The sequence below is a fragment of the Desulfocapsa sulfexigens DSM 10523 genome, assembly GCF_000341395.1.
Classification (GTDB): Bacteria; Desulfobacterota; Desulfobulbia; order Desulfobulbales; family Desulfocapsaceae; genus Desulfocapsa; species Desulfocapsa sulfexigens.
The window spans coordinates 2,239,831-2,261,217 of record NC_020304.1; the positions used below are offsets into that span (position 1 = coordinate 2,239,831).

At 40.2% G+C, this 21,387-nt stretch carries 14 protein-coding genes; 8 read left to right on the top strand and 6 right to left on the bottom strand.

Annotated elements, in window-relative coordinates; genetic code table 11:
• Nucleotides 1–50 precede the first annotated feature (50 nt).
• Genes UWK_RS09875 through UWK_RS09890 form a run of 4 tightly spaced genes read right to left on the bottom strand, consistent with a single transcriptional unit; the run spans nucleotide 51 to nucleotide 4,241 of the window.
• A complete protein-coding gene (locus UWK_RS09875; protein ID WP_015404226.1) occupies nucleotides 51–986 on the bottom strand; it encodes an efflux RND transporter periplasmic adaptor subunit in 936 nt (311 codons plus the stop codon).
• Nucleotides 979–2,304: a TolC family protein gene (locus UWK_RS09880; protein ID WP_015404227.1), complete on the bottom strand. Its 1,326-nt coding sequence runs from the start codon at nucleotides 2,302–2,304 to the stop codon at nucleotides 979–981. Before UWK_RS09880 ends, UWK_RS09875 begins: the two co-directional genes overlap by 8 nt.
• Nucleotides 2,305–2,356: 52 nt before the next feature.
• A complete protein-coding gene (locus UWK_RS09885; RefSeq protein ID WP_015404228.1) occupies nucleotides 2,357–3,055 on the bottom strand; it encodes an ABC transporter ATP-binding protein in 699 nt (232 codons plus the stop codon).
• Entirely contained in the window at nucleotides 3,048–4,241 is a 1,194-nt protein-coding gene (locus tag UWK_RS09890; RefSeq protein WP_015404229.1) for an ABC transporter permease, read from the bottom strand. Before UWK_RS09890 ends, UWK_RS09885 begins: the two co-directional genes overlap by 8 nt.
• A gap of 765 nt (nucleotides 4,242–5,006) precedes the next feature.
• Here UWK_RS09890 and UWK_RS09895 point away from each other — a divergent pair.
• The 8 genes from UWK_RS09895 (at nucleotide 5,007) to UWK_RS09930 (ending at nucleotide 18,614) form a co-directional block, all read left to right on the top strand.
• Nucleotides 5,007–6,020, top strand: a complete 1,014-nt coding sequence (locus tag UWK_RS09895) for a glycosyltransferase family 2 protein (RefSeq protein ID WP_015404230.1) — start codon at nucleotides 5,007–5,009, stop codon at nucleotides 6,018–6,020.
• Between the two features lie 13 nt (nucleotides 6,021–6,033).
• Nucleotides 6,034–6,900: a ChbG/HpnK family deacetylase gene (locus UWK_RS09900; protein ID WP_015404231.1), complete on the top strand. Its 867-nt coding sequence runs from the start codon at nucleotides 6,034–6,036 to the stop codon at nucleotides 6,898–6,900.
• A gap of 287 nt (nucleotides 6,901–7,187) precedes the next feature.
• Entirely contained in the window at nucleotides 7,188–8,753 is a 1,566-nt protein-coding gene (locus UWK_RS09905) for a hypothetical protein (RefSeq protein WP_153304880.1), read from the top strand.
• Nucleotides 8,754–8,870: 117 nt separating this feature from the next.
• Nucleotides 8,871–9,914: an acyltransferase family protein gene (locus tag UWK_RS09910; protein ID WP_015404233.1), complete on the top strand. Its 1,044-nt coding sequence runs from the start codon at nucleotides 8,871–8,873 to the stop codon at nucleotides 9,912–9,914.
• Between the two features lie 87 nt (nucleotides 9,915–10,001).
• Entirely contained in the window at nucleotides 10,002–11,726 is a 1,725-nt protein-coding gene (locus tag UWK_RS09915) for a hypothetical protein (protein WP_153304881.1), read from the top strand.
• A 172-nt stretch (nucleotides 11,727–11,898) separates the two neighbouring features.
• Nucleotides 11,899–13,287 (top strand): ABC transporter ATP-binding protein, encoded by a 1,389-nt coding sequence (locus tag UWK_RS09920; protein WP_015404235.1) that lies wholly within the window; start codon nucleotides 11,899–11,901, stop codon nucleotides 13,285–13,287.
• Nucleotides 13,284–17,447 carry an FkbM family methyltransferase gene (locus tag UWK_RS18530; protein WP_015404236.1) on the top strand — a complete coding sequence of 1,388 codons (4,164 nt, stop codon included), beginning with the start codon at nucleotides 13,284–13,286 and terminating at the stop codon, nucleotides 17,445–17,447. Before UWK_RS09920 ends, UWK_RS18530 begins: the two co-directional genes overlap by 4 nt.
• A complete protein-coding gene (locus UWK_RS09930; protein WP_015404237.1) occupies nucleotides 17,448–18,614 on the top strand; it encodes a glycosyltransferase in 1,167 nt (388 codons plus the stop codon).
• Nucleotides 18,615–18,716: 102 nt separating this feature from the next.
• Here UWK_RS09930 and UWK_RS09935 read toward each other — a convergent pair whose 3' ends face one another.
• Together UWK_RS09935 and UWK_RS18535 are read right to left on the bottom strand one after the other, a co-directional pair.
• On the bottom strand, nucleotides 18,717–19,910 hold the full coding sequence (locus UWK_RS09935; protein ID WP_015404238.1) for a glycosyltransferase family 2 protein: 1,194 nt from the start codon (nucleotides 19,908–19,910) through the stop codon (nucleotides 18,717–18,719).
• 65 nt (nucleotides 19,911–19,975) lie between these two features.
• Nucleotides 19,976–21,280, bottom strand: a complete 1,305-nt coding sequence (locus tag UWK_RS18535) for a glycosyltransferase family 4 protein (protein WP_015404239.1) — start codon at nucleotides 21,278–21,280, stop codon at nucleotides 19,976–19,978.
• Nucleotides 21,281–21,387 lie beyond the last annotated feature (107 nt).

Genomic DNA, 21,387 nt, shown 5'->3' on the forward strand with positions numbered 1-21,387 from the left:
TGACGAATGGGTCTTTGAGTAGCAAAGGAACACATCACTCTGATATAGGGTTATCTCGTCAGCTGTTTATATTCTATTCGACCTTTAAATCCTGGACGTAATTCGAATTTATTGTTTTTTATAGTCATCTCTATCTGGTAGTAAGACGGAAGGTCTGGATCAGGGATGGCTGGGGCCCAGCTAATGGACGTAATTGTTGCAGGAAATTGTCTTTTTGGGAGAGAATCTGGAAAAAAAGTTACTTTGTCGCCAATATTGAGGTGAATAACATCTCTTTCATAGACGAGGGAGTGTATCAGCATGGTATCCATGGTTCCAATTTGGGCGATGATTGTTCCCTCGGGGAGTAAACTGTTTTCTCTGAGAAGTGGATGGAGTGAAAGGACCATTCCAGAGATAGGAGATTTTAATTTTACAATCTCAGGGATTTGGCCAGATATGATGGTGTCGTCTCCAAGCACTTTTCTCACACTCTTGAGTGCCTTGTCTGCGAAATTATCGGCGTAGGTGAATCGTTTCGTGAGAATTGATACGTAAGCACGGGTCAAGCGCAGCTCTGTTTGTAATGCCTCCAATGTATATTGGGGGGAGAGTTTCTCGGCTGTTAAACGTTTGAGTTCTTTTTCCGTTCGTTCAAGTCGGATGATGTTTTGTTTTTCCAGCTCGAGATGGCGTCTTATGTCATCAAGTTCGTTGAAGAGAAGTTCTCTTCCAAGTTGGATCGCCCGGCTTTCTTCCAAAGTATATTGAGCAATTGTTTCACCTTCTTCAACCGACTGCCCGGGGATGATCCTGATATCTGTGAAGGTCCCGGTAAAAGGCATGGGGACTGCTCTGCTCAGTGAACAGGAAACTTTTCCCTCAAAAACGAGGATGGAATTATTCGGGATTTCTTTTGCCTGCTTTTCGTCAACTTCGTTGGCAAAAGAAGAGCTAAAGAACAAACAAGTGACAAGTAAGCAAGTGAAACGGATTAGATTATTCATAGGGAATATCTGCTAAAGAAATGTTGAAAGTATCTTTTAGAAGCTGTCCAGAGAGGTGCCGAAGTTTAAGGGTTGCCTTATTTAAAGAGAATTGCTTTTGGATCGTATCTAATGATTTCCTGTGTAATGCAATTTGGTGATCGATAAGTTCAGGAAGTTCAATTGTCCCTCTTGCATAGTCAATTTCCCTTTTTTTCATCTGTATATTATTGAGTTTCTCAATTGATTGAGACAAAGCATATGCGGATTTAGCAGATGAATATTGCTGTGTGGCCTTCAGCCATTCCAGGGAATCGTTGTTTTCGATTTCTTTCTTTTCAAAATCCATTTGTCGAAGAACCATTTTCTGCCTGGTAATATCCCGGGATCGTTTATTCCCATCCCAGAGGGTAAGGCTCATGCCGGCATATAAAAAGTATTCCTGGTCATCATTGACACTTACATTCAAAACATCGGGGCTACGAAAACCTATTGAGAAATCAGGTAGAAATTTGGAATAGGCAAGTGTTATATTTTTTTGTTGTAGAATCCCTTTTATTTGCATGATTTGTTGTTCAATTGAATCCTTTGGTTGGGGGGAACTTTGTGGGGTGGAGAGGGGGGAATTGCCAAGAATTTGTTTGAGTACCTGCGGGGCGTCAAGATCAAATACTGTAGGATCCGGTAAATTCATTGAAATACACAGGCCATTGAGTAGTGCATCACGTTTTATCGCATTACCTTCGTATTCCGCAGCAATAAAGGCATTTCTTTGTTCCTCAAATTCTATTTCAAGATCTGTAGTCAGGCCACTCTCGTACCGTTGTTTAGCATAATGCAGCCTTTTTTGAGAAAGGTCCACTATCTGTTTGTAATGGCTTTCATTTTGGTCGGTCACAAAAAGCTGTAAAAACGTGTCCGCTAATTTATACAAGGCTTGAGCAGTCGCCTGTACATGTTTGAGCATGACGATATGGGTAATTAGTTTTCTTGCCTGCAGAGTGTAATAGGGTTCCCAAGGCCTGTAATTTGCGGCGTTAAATGAAATTGTGGCTTCATCTTCTGAAAAATAATAATAACTGGAGAGCGATAGAGTGGGAACATAGGACCAGCGACTGTCATCCTCGTCAAGATGTCTGATATCTATTTCTATTTTACTTCTTTGTAGTTGTGGTATCCTTTTCACGCCGGTTACTGCACATGTCTGGAAATCAGTTATTTTTTCAGGGATGGTAGTATCTGGTCCATCCGTTTCTGCTGCTTGAACAGTTGGTGTGTGAAGGAGCAGGTAGGGATAAATTATGAGTAACAGTATGTATGATAGATGTTGTCGGGTCATCTGACTTTCCCAAAAAAAAGTAAATATTTAAACATGGTGAGCATGCTTCCAGTTACTTTTCTGAAAGCAGTTCTCCATTTTCTATGTGTAAGACCTGGTCGCACTTTTCAGCAACGTTTTGATCGTGAGTAACTAAAATCATGGCTGTATCGGTAGATGATGCAATGGATCTGAAACATTCCATAATTTGCTGTGAATTATCAGAATCGAGTTGGCCAGTTGGTTCATCGGCGAGAATAACTGCAGGTTTGTTGACTATTGCTCTGGCAATGGCAACTCGTTGTCTTTCTCCACCGGAAAGTTTGTTGGATGAATGATGCATGCGATGAGTCAGGTTGACCTGCTCAAGAACCTGATGAATTCTTTCTGGTCGGAGTGATGGCTTGCTTTTAGCGTAAATAAGAGGGTATTCAATGTTTTCATATACAGTTGAGTGTTCAAACATATCGGCGCCCTGGAGCACAAACCCAATATGCTCTCTGCGGAATTGTGCCTGATGCCCCCGACTAAGCTCAAGGATGTTTGTATCGTTAACGAGATATTTTCCGGTGGTGGGTGAAAGGAACAGTCCGAGAATAAAAAGAAGTGTTGACTTCCCTGAACCGGATGGCCCCATTATGGCTACCATCTCATTTCTTAACACAGTCATGTCTATTTTGCGAAGGACAGAGACGTCCTTTCCTTGAGTCTGGTAAGATTTGGTTATTCCCTGAAGGTCGATAAGATTACTTGTTTTTTGTTGTTTACTCATATCTAAGAGCAGTAACCACTTCCATTCTACTGGCTTTTATGGCTGGCGCAAGACCGGCTACTATGCCAAGAATAAGAGAAAATGAAAAGCCAATGCCAGTACTCAGCCAGAAGAGATTTTTTGGAGGAGAATTATGGAGGATTGAAGCTGTGAATGTTACCCCTGTCCATCCTAACATAAATCCGATAAAAGTTGCACCAATGCTCAGCATAAGAGACTCTGCAAGAAACTGAAAGAGAATATCGTGGTCTTCAGCACCGATTGCCTTTTTCAAGCCGATTTCCCGGGTTCTTGAGCGGACGGCCATCATCATGATATTCCATATCCCTATTCCACCAAGCACAAAAGTGGCAATCAGGGCAAGCTGGACAAAAATTTTGACTCCAAAAGAAATGGCTTTAATTCTGGCCAAAAGTTCTTCAGGGAGAAAAATTTCTATTTCATCGTTCGGTTGATATTTTTTTACTACGAGAGGTATTTTATTTATCGTATCCTCTATATCATCCCAGGAGTAGCAACGGATGTAGAGTTTATTTACTGGACTTATTGAATTGATCCTGTCTTGGGCTGTAGTTATCGGCAAAAAGATAGTGCGGGCTTTATCAGGCATGCTCATGGCGTCAAGAACGCCAATAACTTTAAACGGGGTGTTGTTAATAGTGATAAATTGGTCTATGGGATCCAGGTGGTTGAAAATTTCATGGGCAGTTCTCTGCCCCAAAATGCATACAGGCCTACGTTGCTGCAGATCTTTTTCAGAAAATAAGATACCAGCTTGAGTGGATGAACCATGTACTTTCCAGAATGATTCATCAACACCGAGCATTTGAAAATAACCAATGGTATCCAGGTGTGAGATTTTGACAAAGTCATTCCTGGTGACAATACTGCTGACTTGATCGACCCCTGGAATGGCTTTTATCCCGTCGATGCTGTTCTGCTTGAATTCTCTTTTGTCTGTGCGAGGATCGAGAGTGGGGATATGTTTGAAGAGAATTCTGATACGGGTGGCGTTCCCTATAATTTCAAGGTCGTGGCTGATGTTTTCCTCTATTGACCTTCCCATGGTAATCATAATAATAAATCCAGCAGTTCCAAGGATGATTGTAACGATCACGCCAATATTTTTGCGGTATTGTCGCAACACTTGCCGACTACTTATTCGGATGAGGTCGGTGGTTCTCATTGTTTGCAGAACAACATATCGTTATTTGTCTTCAATTTGAGTGCCTTAGCGCTGTTCCTGAAATACTGTATTAACTAAAAAGAGCCTCTCCAAAAGCTACTTCTGGAGAAGAGTGCTGATTCGATTTAATTCTGCTGTCATAAAAAATGTGCTGTGAATTGAAATAGTAGTACAAAATGGGTTGAATAAACAGTAGGTTATTCTATTATTTATGTTGTCAAACAGCAAGAGAAAAAATGTTTAGATACGGACGAAAACAGGAGACATGGTAATGGTGGGGAAAAAAGAGTCTTTTTACCAGCTCTGCCAGGAATGAATGTGAGAACACTGTTTGAAATCTTAGCAAGAGATGGAAATAGAATTGGTATGCAACATTTTTACAGAACCTTTTGAGTCATGATGATAATTTTGTCTCCCAAAGTTATTACTTATGTACGTTTCCGAATCATTTTCATTGGTTAATGTGCATACAGCGATCACATGTTCCCAGGAGTACGTGATGGTGAGATCAATAACGGATTAGCTGAAACCATATAAAATAATTGACTTTTGTGTCAAAATCATTGTAGTGGTTGTTATGGATTGCCAGTGTGTGGATCTGTGTGAGCTACTTGAAGATACAAAGGGGAGACTTTCCTTTTTTCTATGCTGGAAATTTGGTTGCCGAGGGGCGATAGTCGGTAACAAATTGATCTCTCTCAAAAAAAATATACATTTAGAATGCCAAGCAATCACCTATCGCTGTATCCGTAATCAGGGCAGACAATGACACGTGAACACCTCGCTGAATCTATACCTAAACTCTCAGTTGTCATACCGGCCTACAATGAAGATGCTAATATAGCTCAGCTTTATGTAGAGCTTAAGCAGGTCCTGACTGAGATGGACATGTCCTGGGAAATCATCTTTGCCGACGATGGGAGCACAGATAGCAGTTGGGATACAATAACATCTCTCCATGAAAAGGATAAGCGGGTAAAAGGTGTTCGGTTATCCCGTAATTTTGGACATCAGTATGCACTCTTTGCCGGCTTGTCACAAGCGCGTGGGAAAGCTGTTGTTTCAATGGATGCCGACTTACAACATCCTCCTCAGTTGATCCCTGAGCTTGTCAAGAAATGGAGAGAAGGACATCAGATTGTTCACACAGTCCGCATAGATCCCGACGGTATCTCTCTTTTTAAAAAAACAACTTCCAGGCTGTATTACAGAATTTTTTCATTTTGCAGCGGTGTTAGAATCGAGCCGGGAATGGCTGATTTTCGGTTATTAGACCGTGAGGTTTTAGACCGTATACTGCAATTTCGGGAAGCAGGCCTTTTTTTACGTGGCATTGTTCAATGGGTGGGGTATTCAAGTTCCACCGTTACATTTCAATCAGCGACTCGGTTCAGTGGATCCAGTCACTATTCTATAAAAAAAATGCTGAGTTTTGGGTGGGATGGTATCAGTTCTTTTTCCATTATTCCTTTACGGTTTGCAACGCTAATTGGTTTTCTGACGAGTGGCCTCGCATTTTCTGGAATTGTTTATGCATTTTATTCCAAGTTCATCTCTGGCACGGCCATTCCTGGATGGGCTTCTTCAATGGCCATTCTTTCTTTTCTATTGGGCGTTCTCTTTATTCTTATCGGTTTAATAGGAGAATATATCGGGCGCATACTTATTGAGGTCATGCAGAGGCCTCGGTATCTTATCTGGGAGAAAATCGGAACAGACTCTCATTCAACGATTGGCTTGAAGTGTACTGAGCAGTCTGAATTTACGGTTGAACAATGATAGCATTCTTGCCATGGGCCGCCTGATTATTCATGCTGACGATTTTGGATTAACTGAGAAAGTAAACGCAGGAATCCTAAAAGCCCATCTGGAAGGGATTCTTACGTCGACATCAATAATGGCTACCGCTTCAGCGTTTTCAGAGGCTATTAAGATATGCCAGAGAGTGCCGACACTGGATACTGGGGTTCATTTGACCCTTGTGGGGGAGAAGTCGATCCTCAGTCAGGATGTGATAAGAAGTTTAGTCAACAAAGAGGGCAGATTTCATGCTCATGCTATGCAATTTGTTCAAAGATATTATTGCGGGCGGATATCGTTGGATGAGGTGTACCGCGAGCTTGACGCGCAAATTCTAAAAGTTTTGAATACCGGGATCGAGATCAGTCACCTGGACAGTCACCAACATTTGCATATACTACCCCACATCCTAAGTATCACGGTCGAACTGGCAAAAAAATACAAGATTACAGCAATACGATTTCCCTTTGAAAAATTCAGTTTTACAATGCTCAAGGAGCTACCACTGTTGCCAAGGATCATACAGTTGTTGGTTCTTAATACTTTCTGCTATTTAGGACGTAATATGGAAGTTTTGCGAACGGACCGTTTTTTTGGGTTTCTGCATGGTGGCAACTTGACTAAGGATACCTTGTCAAAAATTATTGAAACATTCCCTCAAAATGGAACTTGGGAGTTGATGTGCCATCCTGGAATGGAAGATCCAGAATCATCTTATGGCATATGGGGATACCACTGGCAGGAAGAGCTGGATGCATTGCTCGATTCAGATATTACAAATATTTTGAATCGAAAGGGAATCTCTCTTATATCTTACCGTGACTTGGCTCAGGGGCAGCCAACACCGCAGATTGGATAGTTTGTTGGTACAATAGTACTCAAGCCAACCCAAAACAAGAGTTTGAAAAATGTAAATCTTATAAGGACGATATGAACGCGAATGGAGAACTAAAGAAAATATTTTTCATATCTATGGCTACTGTCCGGCTTGAGCTAATCGTTACCACAGCGGTCTTCGCTGTCTTGTTGTACTTTATTTTTGATTTTATCTCTCAAGAGCGTTTTGTTTATTTTTGGGATTTTGCAAATTATTGGTCTAGGTATAGGGATTTCAACGAGTTGTTTTTTGAATCGCCTTTGAGGGCCTTGGGAAAAGTAATACCTTCGGTAAGGCATGATGAATATAATTTGTTTCCAGTCGCTTTGCTGTTACCCGCTGGGATTACCCTCGGTAATTCTCGAATAAGTTTTGTTGTCGCAAATGCTCTTCTGTTTAATTTCCCCACCATTGTTTTGTTTGCCTACTTTTTTAAATCAAGAATTAGTAAGGAACGTGAATTCAGTACTACCGGCTTGGAATATATTGTAGCCCTATTCTGTATGGCTTTGGCACCACAGCTATGGGTACCTGTTCTTTGTGGTTACTTGGGCACAGGAGGATTGTTTCTGGCTATTGCAGTGTTAATACTTTATAGCAGGAAATCGTTCAGCGATCAAAACTATTGGTCTATCCTCTACATGGCTTTTTTGCTTAGCTTGATGGTGGTTTTCAGGCGGTGGTATGCATACTGGGTTGTCGGATTTCTTGTCAGTATTACAATTGTTAATATACTTTTTCTTGTAAATACGTATCGTATAAATTTTAAAGAGTATATGCCAACCATGGTTAAACTTTTTCTGTTTGGCGGCGCTTCTGCTGGTTTTTTTATATGCTTAGCGACTCCCCAGGCTATAAGAATGCTCACAACTGATTATGGTGATATCTATTCAGGGTATAAATATGCCACATCATTTACGGATACTCTACAAGACCTGAATGCCCATTTTGGCCTTCTCACCCTTGCAAGCGCAGCTTTAGGGTTTCTTTTTTCCTTAAAGAATATCAAACGTAGTCAAACGGCGATTATTCTTTTCCTCCAGTTCTGGCTCAGTTTTATCCTGTTTACCAGAACCCAGGATATGGGATACCATCACTACTATATTTTACTGCCATCACTTCTCTATTTTTCATGCTACTTCTGGATGGTCTTGTTGACGATTGTCAGTGGGAAATTAGCAAGCTCACTGGCCTTCGTCATATTGTTTTGTCTTCTCCTATTGAATTTTACCATTGTTTTTGTTCCCCCTGTTGCCGATGTTCTGCCAAAGTTTGATTCTGCGTTTTCTCAGTTGAGACACTATCCGATGAAACGTCATGATATTGGAGAAATACATAACATATTAGAATACTTCGATGAGCAGGAATTAAGTGAAGTCGACAAGGTGTATGTTCTTGCAAGTGGTCTCATTCTCAACGACGATATTCTGAGAAAGGGATGTGAAGCTGAAAATGGGAAGTATGCAATCTGTGATTGTTTTGCAACGACTGCCCACGTGGATAAAAGAGACGGGTTGCCTGTGGAGCTTTTTCAATCAAAGTATATTGTTACAACTGAGCCAGCTCAATTTCACCTGGACCCAAAAGACCAACAGGTAATAGGCATAGTAAGGGATATGGTCGTTCATCAGGAGGGGTTCGGAAAAAATTATCGAAAACTGAAGATCGAATTCACTCTTGATGAAAATGTTGATGTTTTAATATATCAAAAGATTGGTGAGAAATTTTCTGAAGATGATTTGCAAGATATTTCGGATAGATTTGTGAGATTATATCCTGCTCACAGTGGAAAATTTTTATTTCCTTCAGATATATTTGACCAACTTACTGATTAAAGGATGTTGGTATTCAAAATCAAGTTGATTGGTAATGGTGTTTTGAGGAGCCACTAAAAAAATGAAATGGCCGTCTCTACTTGAGCATGTCATTGGTTCGAGTGAGAAAAAAAGTATATGAGAATACAGCATCTTGAGTATTTCAGGGCTATTTCAATATTATTTATCGTCGCTGGCCATTCTTTTCATCCCTGGCCTATTGATACGATACCAGAAAAAATTCTAGCTAATGTGGTTTCCGGGGGATCGGCTTTATTCGTCTTTCTTTCTGGATTCTTTTTTCACCATGTTTTCTATCCAGATTTTCACTATAGAAACTTTTTAATAAAAAAAATTAAAAACGTATTACTCCCCTACATAGTATTGACTGTTGTCGCTTTTGTTTTATTTGTTGTTTACCTGGATGTGCCAAGGAGGTTTCTTGCTCAAGATTTTGTTACGGTATCTGATGGCTTTGAGCTACTGTTTCAATATCTCATTACCGGCAGAATACTGACGGCTTATTGGTATGTTCCATTTATAATGCTAGTTTTTGCACTGTCACCAATATTTGTTCTGTATATAAATCTATCGAAACAAAAACAAATTTGCATTTTTTCCGTACTGCTCTTACTCTCAATGGTTGTCCATAGACCTTCATATGGACTGTCCCCGACCCACTCAGTTGTCTATTTTTTACCCATATACCTTTTAGGCATAACGTCTTCAGTTAATTATAAATATATTTTGCAATTCATCCACAATAAATGTTTGTTTTTTGGTTCTTTGACAATTGCATTATCAGTAATTCAAGTTGTTTTTTATGGTACATATGGGGATTTCTCTAAGGGAACAATGCTCTCGTACAATGGCCTGGACGTAGTGATACTTCAAAAGATATGTATGATCTTTTTTATGCTTTCAGTGCTGCAAAAAATTGATAGTAAGGAAATAGCAGTTTTGAGCTATATCGCATCCATCAGTTTTTCTATATATTTTATCCATCCTTTTATTCTTCATCTTCTGTCTTATTTTTTGGTGGAAGAGTATGTCAGAACCTTTATTCCTGGTGGTGTTGTCTGTTTTGTTAAAATACTATTTGTTATCTCTGTGAGTATTCTTTTTTCTTTTTTGTTCAAAGCCATATTAGGTAATAAGAGCAGGTATATTGTAGGCAGTTAGGTTGGGACTTTCTGAATTTATGTGTGAAAATATGGCTTTATTGATATGTCAATCAGTACGGTTCCCCTATGAATCGTTCACCATGTCATGTCAGTAGGAATTCATAAAAAAATGAAAATGTATCCCACAAACACATCCCTGGTAGCAGGTTTTCATCTTTCTCTTATTATTGTTTTATATGGTCTTGCATTTGTGGTTGTTTTTGAGCGGCCCTTAGATGTTCAACAGTGGCAATGGGCTGATGATGCGTTGTTTTATGATAATGCCAGGGCTATTATTAGTAATTTCGGTGAAGATTTCTGGTTAGGACCTTTCACTGAAGTGCTGCTTGCGAAAGCTCCATTTTTTTCTATATTTGTCGCATTATCAATAAGTAGCGGAATCCCACTTCGAGTATTGGAATTTTTGTTGTACGTGCCGTTACCATTCTTGTTTTTGTTTGCTCTTCGTCCTCTTCAACTGCCTAAGTTTTTCCTCCTGTCTATCAGTATCGTGTGTTTACTGTTTATTCCTGCTGCTGGTTTGCAACTGAGGCTTGTCCGTACTACTGTATTTGGTGCGATAGTGCTGTATACGCTAATTTTTATGACAGCCCTTATAGTTTATGTGGCGATGCGACAAAAAAGAATCTGGATTTGGGCTTTTTTGACGGGGGCAGGTATAGGTTGTGCTGCAATGACCCGTGAAGAAGGAATCTGGCTTTTTTTTCCTGCATTAATTGCAATGACAGCAGTTTTTCTTTTCTCCAGGAAACAAAAAAGAGTTATTGAAGTGATTGTACTTACACTTCTTTTAGTGGTTGGGTATCAGGTACCATTGGCTACTTTTTCTTTATTAAATTACCATTCATATGGTGTGTTTTCCCCTTCTTTAAGGCAGAATCAGTCATATAAAAAATTGTACTCCACTTTAACGTCGATTGAGCCGGCTGAAAGGTCTAAGTATGTACCCTTTGCTGCAAAGGCAAGACAAAGTACATATGAAATATCACCGTATTTCAGACAATTAAAACCATTTGTCGAGGGGGCGGCTGTGGACGATCTGGCAACTAATGCTGAGCATCACAGGATAAGTGGCTGGGGGGAAAAACTGAATACGCGAGAGTTTTTTGTTTCGACGTTTGATTGGGCCTTGGCAAGAGCAATTTTTCTCAGTGGGAGAACAACCGCCCGTGACTTTTTAGATTTCTGCGACAAGGCTACAGAGGAGATTCAATCTGCTATCCACTCGGGTGAACTCGTGGCTGGTAGTACAGGCCTGGGACTGTTACCTTCTTTGTCTGAAGGTGAAGTTTCTCAGGTCTTGTATGCTACCTACAGGTCAATACAGCTGCTGTTCTGGCCACAAGGAATTGTCCGAAAAAATAATCTCAGCACCAATCCAAATCCTGGAGTTGCTTCAAATTGGCATTCGTCACTCGGCACTTGGGCAGCTGATTCTCATGTCCTCGGCGAGCGTTTTTCAGATATTGTGTTTAATCGTTTTGTGGTCAATCTTTTTAAAGTGAGCTATGGAATAACCTTTGTACTCGGAATAATTGCTCTTGTATTTTTACTTCGCAAAGAGAAACGGCAAGGGGTGATACTTTTAGCAGTAATGACAGCTTCTGCAGGAGGAGTGATTGCTTTTAGTGTTGTTATGGGAGTTATGGATACTATTGCCTGGTCTATATTAGAACAGGTTGGGAGTTACAATATTATAGGACAATTCCCACTACATTTTTTATTCTTGATTTCAGTTGTTGCCATCCTGCATTGTTTTGAGGTTTTTCGATCAGAAAAGCTTGTTACAGAGAAGGAAATATCTGTTTAGAAAGAGTTATTGTTTCTGCATACACCCACTGCCACTTTTGGCAGTCTGGGCGTTCCCCAGTGAGTTGTTTTATGATTCTTCGGATCAGAATATGAGATGAAAAACATTGGCAATATTCACGATTAAAAAAATCACCTTCCAGGGTGAAAGTGGATAATATAAAGGATTTTTGATGTCTTTAAGTGATCTAGCAGTGATTGTAAATGATGTATCCAAGTGCTATCAAATTTATGAGCAGCCGGCTGATCGTCTGAAACAGATGCTGTTTCCCCCCTTGTATCAACACGTATTAAGAAAAGTATCTAAACAATATTTTTCAGAGTATTGGGCTTTGAAAAATGTCTCGTTTACTGTGGAGAAGGGTCAATCTGTAGGTATTGTGGGGAAGAATGGTGCGGGCAAGTCCACATTGTTACAGATTATATGCGGGGTTTTGTTTCCTACCTTTGGCGGTGTTCAACTGAATGGCAGGATAGCAGCTCTTTTGGAACTCGGAACCGGTTTTAATCCTGAGTTCACAGGTGTTGAAAATATCTATCTTTATGGTGCTATACTTGGTCTGGATAGAAATGAAATGGCTGACCGATTTGATAGGATTGCTGCATTTGCAGATATTGGTAATTATATCAACCAACCCATTAAAACATTTTCCAGTGGTATGGTTGTGCGGCTCGCGTTTGCGGTAATTGCCCATGTAGATGCCGATATACTTGTTATTGATGAAGCTTTGGCTGTTGGGGATGCATTCTTTCAACAAAAATGTATCCGGTTTCTTCGTTGCCATAAGGAAAAGGGTGGAACGAGTTTATTTGTAACCCACGATACATCCTCAGTAGTTACCTTATGTGACAAGGCACTACTTCTTTTTCCGGGGAGTAGCAGAACTCCAATTTTTGGTGAGTCTGAAGATGTATGTAAACTCTATCTTGAAGATCTGTATAGTGATCCAGAGCGAGAGAGAATCCTGCTACACCCTGATAAGTTTCAACGTAATTCCCAGGAAAAATCCCATACAAAAAAAACACTTTATGGTGATTTGACATCTTTTGATTCTATCTATGCAGTCTCCACCTTTAAGCATGGGGCAGAAGATTTTGGAAAAGGTGGGGCGGTAATTATTGATGCTGGTTTTTTTGATGATGACGGGCATCGATTAAGTATGATTAAGGGCGAGGATACTGTTTCTTTTATTATCAAAGCAAAAATATATCGTCATATTATCTGGCCTGCTTTTGGGTTTATGCTGAAAAACAGTTTAGGTGAATATCTTTTTACAGAAGGCACAGACCAGCATTTTAGAAGCCATAAATTGGTGTTTGATGAGAATGATATTGTTGTAGCAACATTTTCCTTTACGATGCCGCACTTGTTTCGAGGACAATATATGATAAATGTTGCTCTTGCAGAAGGTATTGGTGATGAGCATATACAGCATCATTGGATTCATGATGCGGTACAAATAGATGTACTGTCAAGTCGCCTTATGCACGGCCACAGTGGAATGAATAATGTCAAAATGTCCATTGAAATACAGTCAGATAGTTTCAAAGGGACAATATGATTATTGCATGTCGTTATGGTGATTTTGCAGTTCCTGGTGATAAGGATTTAATTGTTAACTCTTTGCGCCATTATGGAGAATGGGCTCAAGCCGAGATAGATGTTTTAGCCCACTTCATTACTGAAGGACATGTTGTCGTTGATGTTGGTGCTTTTGTTGGAACACATGCACGTGCATTCTCCACAATGGTAGGATTGGAAGGAAAGGTACATGCTTTTGAGCCAAACACTGTCATTTATTCATTTCTTGAAGAGAATGCTGCAAATTCTTCATTCTCTAACATCGCAGCATATCCTTTTGGGCTTAGTAGTAAAAATGAAAAAATGGCTAGTGTTAATACATGGGATGGTGCAAATCAGGGCGCATTTCGGCTAGAGAGAAATGAAGGTGGAGATGTTGAACAAACCGTGGATGTTAAGTCATTGGATTCTTTGGGTCTGGGCGAGATTGATTTCATCAAGGCCGATGTGGAAGGCATGGAACTTAGGGTGCTGATCGGTGGAGAAAAAACAATCGAAACATATAGGCCTGCCATTTTTATTGAAATAAATTCCCTGGAAGCGTCCTACGGTATTCTCAATTGGGCTAGGCAGCGGGATTATTTTATTTATGGGGTGATCACCTCGGCTTTTAATCCAGATAATTTTAATAGGGCTGAAAGTGATATATTTGAGCAGGCCAAAGAATGCGGTTTGTTGTTGATTCATTCTCAAAAACTCAATGAATATTGTGTTGATGTAGACCGATTGGCTTTGCCTGAAATCAAAACTGCTGATGACATAGCTCTTCTATTACTGCATAAGCCGCAGTATCCATATGAAATATTAGAGAAGCTAGCAACTGCTGAAAAATTGGGGATTGATTATCTGGCTCCGAGTCTGGTGAAAACGGTGAACGAGTTTACCCGTCGGATCACGAGCTTTGAGCAAACTTTAGGGGAGCGTGACATTCAGCTAGAAAATCTAAATAAAATTATCAGAGAACGAGATGTTCAGCTAGAAAATATAAATAAAATTATCGGAGAGCGAGATATTCAGCTAGAAAATTTAAATAAAATTATCAGAGAACGAGATATTCAGATAGGAGATCTTGGCCAAGTTGTTGGAGAATGCAACAACCAAATAGCGAATCTTAATCAGGTTGTGAATGAATATGCCAAGCAGATGGGCAGTATAATATCATCAAAGTCCTGGATTCTTACAAAACCTCTGAGGTTTCTTGATCGCTTCGTGCGTGTGGGGGGGGGGGCATTGCCGACACTGCTCAGAAATAATCATGAACGAAAAACCAGTACATCCAGAGCTAATGATGAGGAGCGGCTACGTACTTCTGTAAAAGGGGTGTTTGATGTGTCGTTCTACCTGAAAACATATCCTGATATTGCTGCCTTGAGTGTAGATCCTCTGGATCATTTTTTAACAATAGGCTGGCAGGAAGGTCGTAATCCCAACCTGTACTTTGATACTAATTATTATCTATTGAAAAACCCTGATATTGCCATCGCTAATATCAATCCACTTCTGCATTATGTTGAGCATGGATGGCGGGAAGGGCGTAATCCAAGTAGATGTTTTGATACTAAGTATTATTTGTCTGATAATTCCGATGTCGCAGACGCTGATATCAATCCACTTCAACACTATATAGATCATGGCTCACGGGAAGGCCGTAGTTCGTATATGTTTTTTGATGAGAAATATTACCTCGAAAATAATCCAGATATTCGTTCGTCAGGAGTTAATCCTCTTATTCATTTTATGGAATTTGGTTGGCGGGAAGGGCGGTCTCCTGGGATCTATTTTGATATAAACTTTTATTTGTCCGAGAATCCAGACATTGCTGAAGCGGAAGTGAATCCTCTCATTCATTTTGTAGAATTTGGCTGGCTGGAAGGGCGCAACCCAAATCCATATTTCAACATTAATTACTATTTGTTAGAAAATTCAGCCGTAGCTGATTCAGGAATGAATCCACTGCTACATTTTATCAAACAGGGATGGCAGAATGGGTGCAACCCAAACCCCGATTTTGATGTCGATTATTATATTAATGCCTATCCAGATGCGGTTCGTTCCGGAGACAATCCCTTACGTCACTATATTGAAACAGGTCGTTCATCTGGATATATGACATTTCCAGCGAAACAGAGAGTTAATGGTGTCGTGAAGGATACGTTTGTGAGTCATGAAAAACAAAAATATGTTTCAGAGATGATATACGATGATATCAAAAGGAGGATTAAACATTCCACGATACGAATAAAAAACACACCTCAATGTGTGAAAATCACGGAAGATACTATTGCAGACAGTATAGAGAACTTATCGTTTAATTCTTGGAGTAACCCGGAAGTTTCCATCATTATTCCAGTTTTTAACTGTTTGCAAATGTTGGTGGAATGTTTGGTTAGTATTAAAAAATATGTACGGATACCTTTTGAAATAATAATAGCTGATGATTGTTCCGACGATACAAGAATTGAAGCGATGTTTGAAAATCATCAGACAGTCAAATATATCAGGAATGAGGTTAATGTTGGTTTTTTGCGAAATGTGAACAATAGTATATCCTGTTGTTCCGGGGAGTTCATTTTCCTTCTAAACAGTGATGTACAGCTGCTGGATGATTGTGTTTCAGTATTGGTGAGTCACTTGCAAACTGATCCAGATGCCATGGTATCTGGACCTAAAATTATCTACCCGAATGGAATTTTGCAGGAAGCTGGAGGATGTATACGTACTGATTGTTCCACCGTTATGACAGGGAATGGCCATAGTGCTGAGGACACGAGATATGGATTTAATCGTTATGTTGATTACATCTCCGGCGCATGCCTGTGTTTTGAAAAAGAGAATTTTATTTTGCTTGGTAAGTTTGACGAAAGTTACTCACCTGCTTATGCAGAGGATCTTGAGTTCTGTGCTCGTGTGATAAAAATGGGAAAAAAGGTTTTATATGTTGCTGAAACCACAATTGTTCATCGGCTAAGTGCATCCAGTGAGGCTGTGTCTGAAGATTTTAAAATTTATCAGTCTGCTGTCAATAAACAAAAGTTTAGAGAAGGATATAGTACGTTTTTCAAAAAAGAAAATCGGATCAAACCGATTGCTTTTTATTTGCCACAGTTTCACTCTATTAAAGAAAATAATTACTGGTGGGGGGAAGGATATACTGAATGGAGAGAAGTTGCGAACGCTCGGCCTCTTTTCCATCACCATTATCAGCCTCATATTCCTGCTGATCTCGGGTTCTATGATCTCGATACCCACAAAGGGATTTTTGAAAAACAAGCGGCACTGGCTAGACGGTATGGCATACATGGATTTTGTTTCTACTATTATAATTTTGGTAACTTTGAGTTACTTGAAAAACCACTTGAGCGTTTTCTTCGGTCAGAAGCTGATATACAATTCTGCCTTTGCTGGGCAAATGAAAATTGGACACGAACCTGGGATGGGAGAGAAAATGATATTTTGTGTAAGCAAAATGAAGATGCTGATGGGAATTTTTTGGGTGTTCTAAAGGGGATGGAGCGTTATGTTCACGATAGCCGATATGTTACGGTTGATAAGAAACCGCTTGTTCTTATTTATCGAGCAGAGCTGATTGGAAACATTAGGAATGTGACTCGGTCATGGCGTAAGTATTGGAAAGATAAATATAAAGGTGAACTGTATCTGTGCCTGGTTGACAGTATGGGACGTTCTTCAGGATCAAGTATCTCCCCGGAGGAGTTAGGGTTTGATGCTGCTGTGGAGTTTCCTGTACACCATGTCAATAACACTTCAAAGCTTAAGATATCTGATGAACTGGAAAATGTTCGATTTGAAGGGATGTCGTACGATTATACTGATGCCGTTGTGGAAATATGTTCCAGGAAGCACCCTGGTTATAAACGGTTTCCTGGAGTATTTCCTTCATGGGATAATACCCCTCGAAGAGGTAATACTTCAACCGTTTTTCGTAATGCTCATCCTAGCTCGTTCCAAGTGTTTCTTGAGAATAAATGTGAGGAGGCAAAGCTCTATAGTCGTGATGAACGACTTCTTTTTGTTAATGCCTGGAATGAGTGGGGGGAAGGTGCTCACCTGGAACCTGACATTGAATACGGTCACACCTGGTTACAGGTTATAGAAAAAGTAGTGAGAGAGAACCAATAAATGACAATTTGTGTATTTGGACATCCTTATTCTTCTCTAGGTACAGGAGAACAGTTGGCATCATTCTCGCGCTCACTTGACGTTTGCCATGTCGAACATAAATTATTTGATATTTATGGTAGCAGCGCATGTGATAAGGGTATCATTCGTCCGTGGCTCAAGGAAAAAGAAACAAAGGATCCGGGGTACGGTGACATCCGAATATTTCATATAAATGGAGACGAAATAATACCATGTATGAAACATTTGGAAGACAAGGGGTTTGATTTTTCTGCAGGTAGCAAAAATATCATCATTCCTGCTTGGGAACTTCCGATATTTCCTGAAATATGGAGAGAAGGGATTAATCGATTTGATGAGGTCTGGGCACTCTCGCATTATATGGAAAAAATGCTTTCAGGCTGGACCAGTGGAGCCGTAAGGTATGTCGGACAATCAGCTGAGAGGCAAAATGGAATCCTCTATCCCCGAAAATACTTTGGTATTAAAAATTCTTCCCTTGTCTTTCTTTCCTTTTTTGATCAGTCATCATATGTCGGAAGAAAAAATCCGACAGCACTCTTGGATTTTTATAAAATATTAAGAAAAACCCATCCATTCAGTGATTTTCAACTGGTGATCAAGGCAAAGAATATTGATTCGAACAGTTCGCTTGAAATTGAAATAATCGATGAAAATGTTCTCTTGATAAATGGTAATTTAAGTTACCATGAAATGACATCACTTCTTGATTCTTCAGATGTTTTTGTCTCTTTGCACCGTGCTGAAGGGTTTGGCAGAGGTGGAGCCGAGGCCGTTCTTCGTCAAAGGCGTGCCATTGTCACAAACTATTCTGGTGTTGAAGATTATTCTGCTGACCCAGCTGTCTTGCCCGTTGGGTATGATTTGGTACCAGTTAAAGAAGGAGAGTATCCTTATCATGAGGGGCAGGTATGGGCTGAACCTCGAATGAGTGATGCCGTAAAACATGCCAGTAAACTCATTAATGACTATGAGCGAGGTTTTACAAACAGCTGTTTTTTTGACAAGGAGGAAAATGCAGGGGAAATTGTTCGTAGAGTGGCTTCTAGTTTTAGTGTTGGGGTGAATGTAATTAAAAACCTGAACAAGACTAAAGGTCCTGTATCTGGTTGTGCCAAGAGATATGCGCATTTGCATGACTCGTAAAGAGATAACATTCTCTATACTCTAAGGTTCGGGGCTGAGCGCATATTGCTTCAATGTGTGATACTTTTTGTTGTCTGGTAGAGACTGGTTTGGGGCTGATAGTTATGCTGATCTTGTTTCTAATGCCAGAATACTTTTAAAAAAAGCAGTAATTACAATCTGAATGCCCACCGCTGTCATGGTAACAGCGGGGACAAGTATGCGCATCATTCTTTCTGGAGCTAAAGCACCGAATTGTACCTGACTCCACAGAAAGATGGAATAAAGAACACATCCTGTCCCTGCTGCTATTGTGATAATTCCTACTATGAGTAATAATTCGAGAGACATATAGCGTTGCAGGCGTTCTATTGTTTTATCCTGTGGTAAAAGACCGGCATTTATAGCAAACTGTTTTGCAAGAAAGGCAAAACTGATGGATTGTGTTCCGGACAGGATTGCAGCACCTGACAGGAGTAATGTATGAATACCAATGGAAATATTACCAATTTGTAGTGGACCTTTTACCAGTAAAGCCATTCCCAGGATACCAAGAGAGACAAGGCAGATCCCGGGATAGAGAAAAAGCCAGCGAGGGCTGAACATTAACAGAAAACGTAAATGCCTCCATCCGTCACGCCAACTCTTTAGGTGTGGTGACCGGGTACGTCCATCTGGATACAGAGTGACGGGCACCTCTGTAATGGATAGGTTGTGGAAACTTGCCTTCACCACCATTTCACTGGCAAATTCCATTCCCAATGTGCACAGGTGAAGGTTTAGGATGGCTATCCTGTTAAAACCGCGAAGTCCGCAATGGAAATCACGGATACCTGGATGAAAGAATAAGCGACCGATAAAACTCAGAACAGGATTCCCTAAATAGCGGTGCAGGGCAGGCATGGCACCCGGTTTGATGCTTCCGGAAAATCGATTTCCCATGACCAGGTCGTATCCTTTCCGAAGTTGTTCAAGAATCGGCATCAAAGTGTAGAGATCGTAGCTGGCGTCGGCATCAGCCATTATTACATAGGTTCCTTTGGCCCGTGTGATTCCTCCCTGCAGGGCACTGCCATATCCTCTGGTTTTTATAGAAACAACCTGGGCCCCCAGCTGCTTTGCAATAGACTGAGATCCATCTGTACTTCCATTGTCTGCAATGATAATCTCACCGGATACCTTGTTTTTACTTAAAAAAGCAAGGGCTTTTGATATGCAGGAGGCCAGGGTTTCTGCCTCATTGAGACAGGGCATGACAATGGATAACTCACAATCATTGTGATCCTTTTCTACTGCAGTCACTGTCTCGGGTTTCATTGCTTTATCTCTTTTCTATACTAAAAGAAGAATGGCGAAGACGCCTATGAAGAATAATCAAAGGTTCAGAGGCAATCAATATTTCTTTTAAGGAGTTGGTGGTATATTTTCTCTATTTCTCTTCCATTTTCCTCTATTGATTTAACCGCTGGAATTCCATTGCGCAATTGATCAGGCAGAGTTTCTGATTCGATATATTTTATCATGACTTTTGTTAATTCTGTGGAATCACCAACAGCAAAAAGCAGCCCGTTCACACCGTCAGTCACCAGATCTGCCATACCACCAATATCTGAAGTGATGACAGGAACTCCCGCCATAAAGGCTTCATGAATGGTGAGTGGTGAGTTCTCGAACCATATTGATGGTACTACAAGAACATCAATTTCTGAAAGGATAGTGGCAACTTCATCGTTTGGAATTAGACCTTCAAAGAAAATGGCCGGAGACTTGACCATTTTACGGAGTCTACTGTTGTATTCAGGGAACCAGTCGAGATTTCCGTAAATATGCAGTTGTGCTTTATTTTCCGGTACCTGATTAAAGGCTTCAATGAGGACATGAACCCCTTTGTGTTCACACAGGGTTCCAATAAAACCAAAACGAACCAGTGAATCTTTTTTGTTTTTTTGCTTTTTAAAGTTTGTTGTATCAAAGCCATTATCCGAGAAGATTATTTTGTCTTCAGGGATGCCATATTGTATGAATTCATTTCTCAGAAAAGGGGAAGGGGCAGTGAACAGATCTATATTTTCGATTGCAGCAAGGATATGACGGTTTCGCTCCTTTAATGAGTTGATTCTGGTTTCGGACGTCCTGGATCTGCTGATTTTCTGCCGGAAAAGATGGTAAAAGGACTGAAGGGAAAATCTGTTGGAATTTTCTGGTTTTTCATATAAACAATCTGCACATTTTGTCCAGTCAACGGTATGACAGATTTCAAGATTCCCCTGCAGTCGCTGTCCCCAGCGTGGGCATGTCAGCCAGTAGTCATGAAGGGTGAAAAGAACAGGAATATTATTGTGTTTTGCAATTTCAGGATACCTGAACGAGTGGTACAGGAGATGTTGTAAATGGATAATATCAGGTTTGAACTCATCAAGAACAGTTTGGAAAATAGTTTCCATTTTTGTATCATTATAGGGCTCTCCCAGCAGGTCAGTTTTAAATGGTCTGAAAACTTCGATGCATTGCAGGCCGTTAAAAGTTCGTTCCGTGACTTTATATGACAGAGTTAGAGAGGTGAATTCAGTAAAGAACAAGCAGATTTCATGTTTTTTTGATAATTCTTTAGCAAGCCGATATGTATAAATTTCCGCTCCTGCCTGGTGGCTGGGCAGAAAATCATGTATGACAAATAAAATTTTCATTAAATCTTAAGTGTTAGCAAGAAAAAAGTTCTTATTGGGGTATGAGTACATTAAGATAATGACAAATACATTCTTTCACAAGGAATGCTTTGTCTTTTACTGTCCCC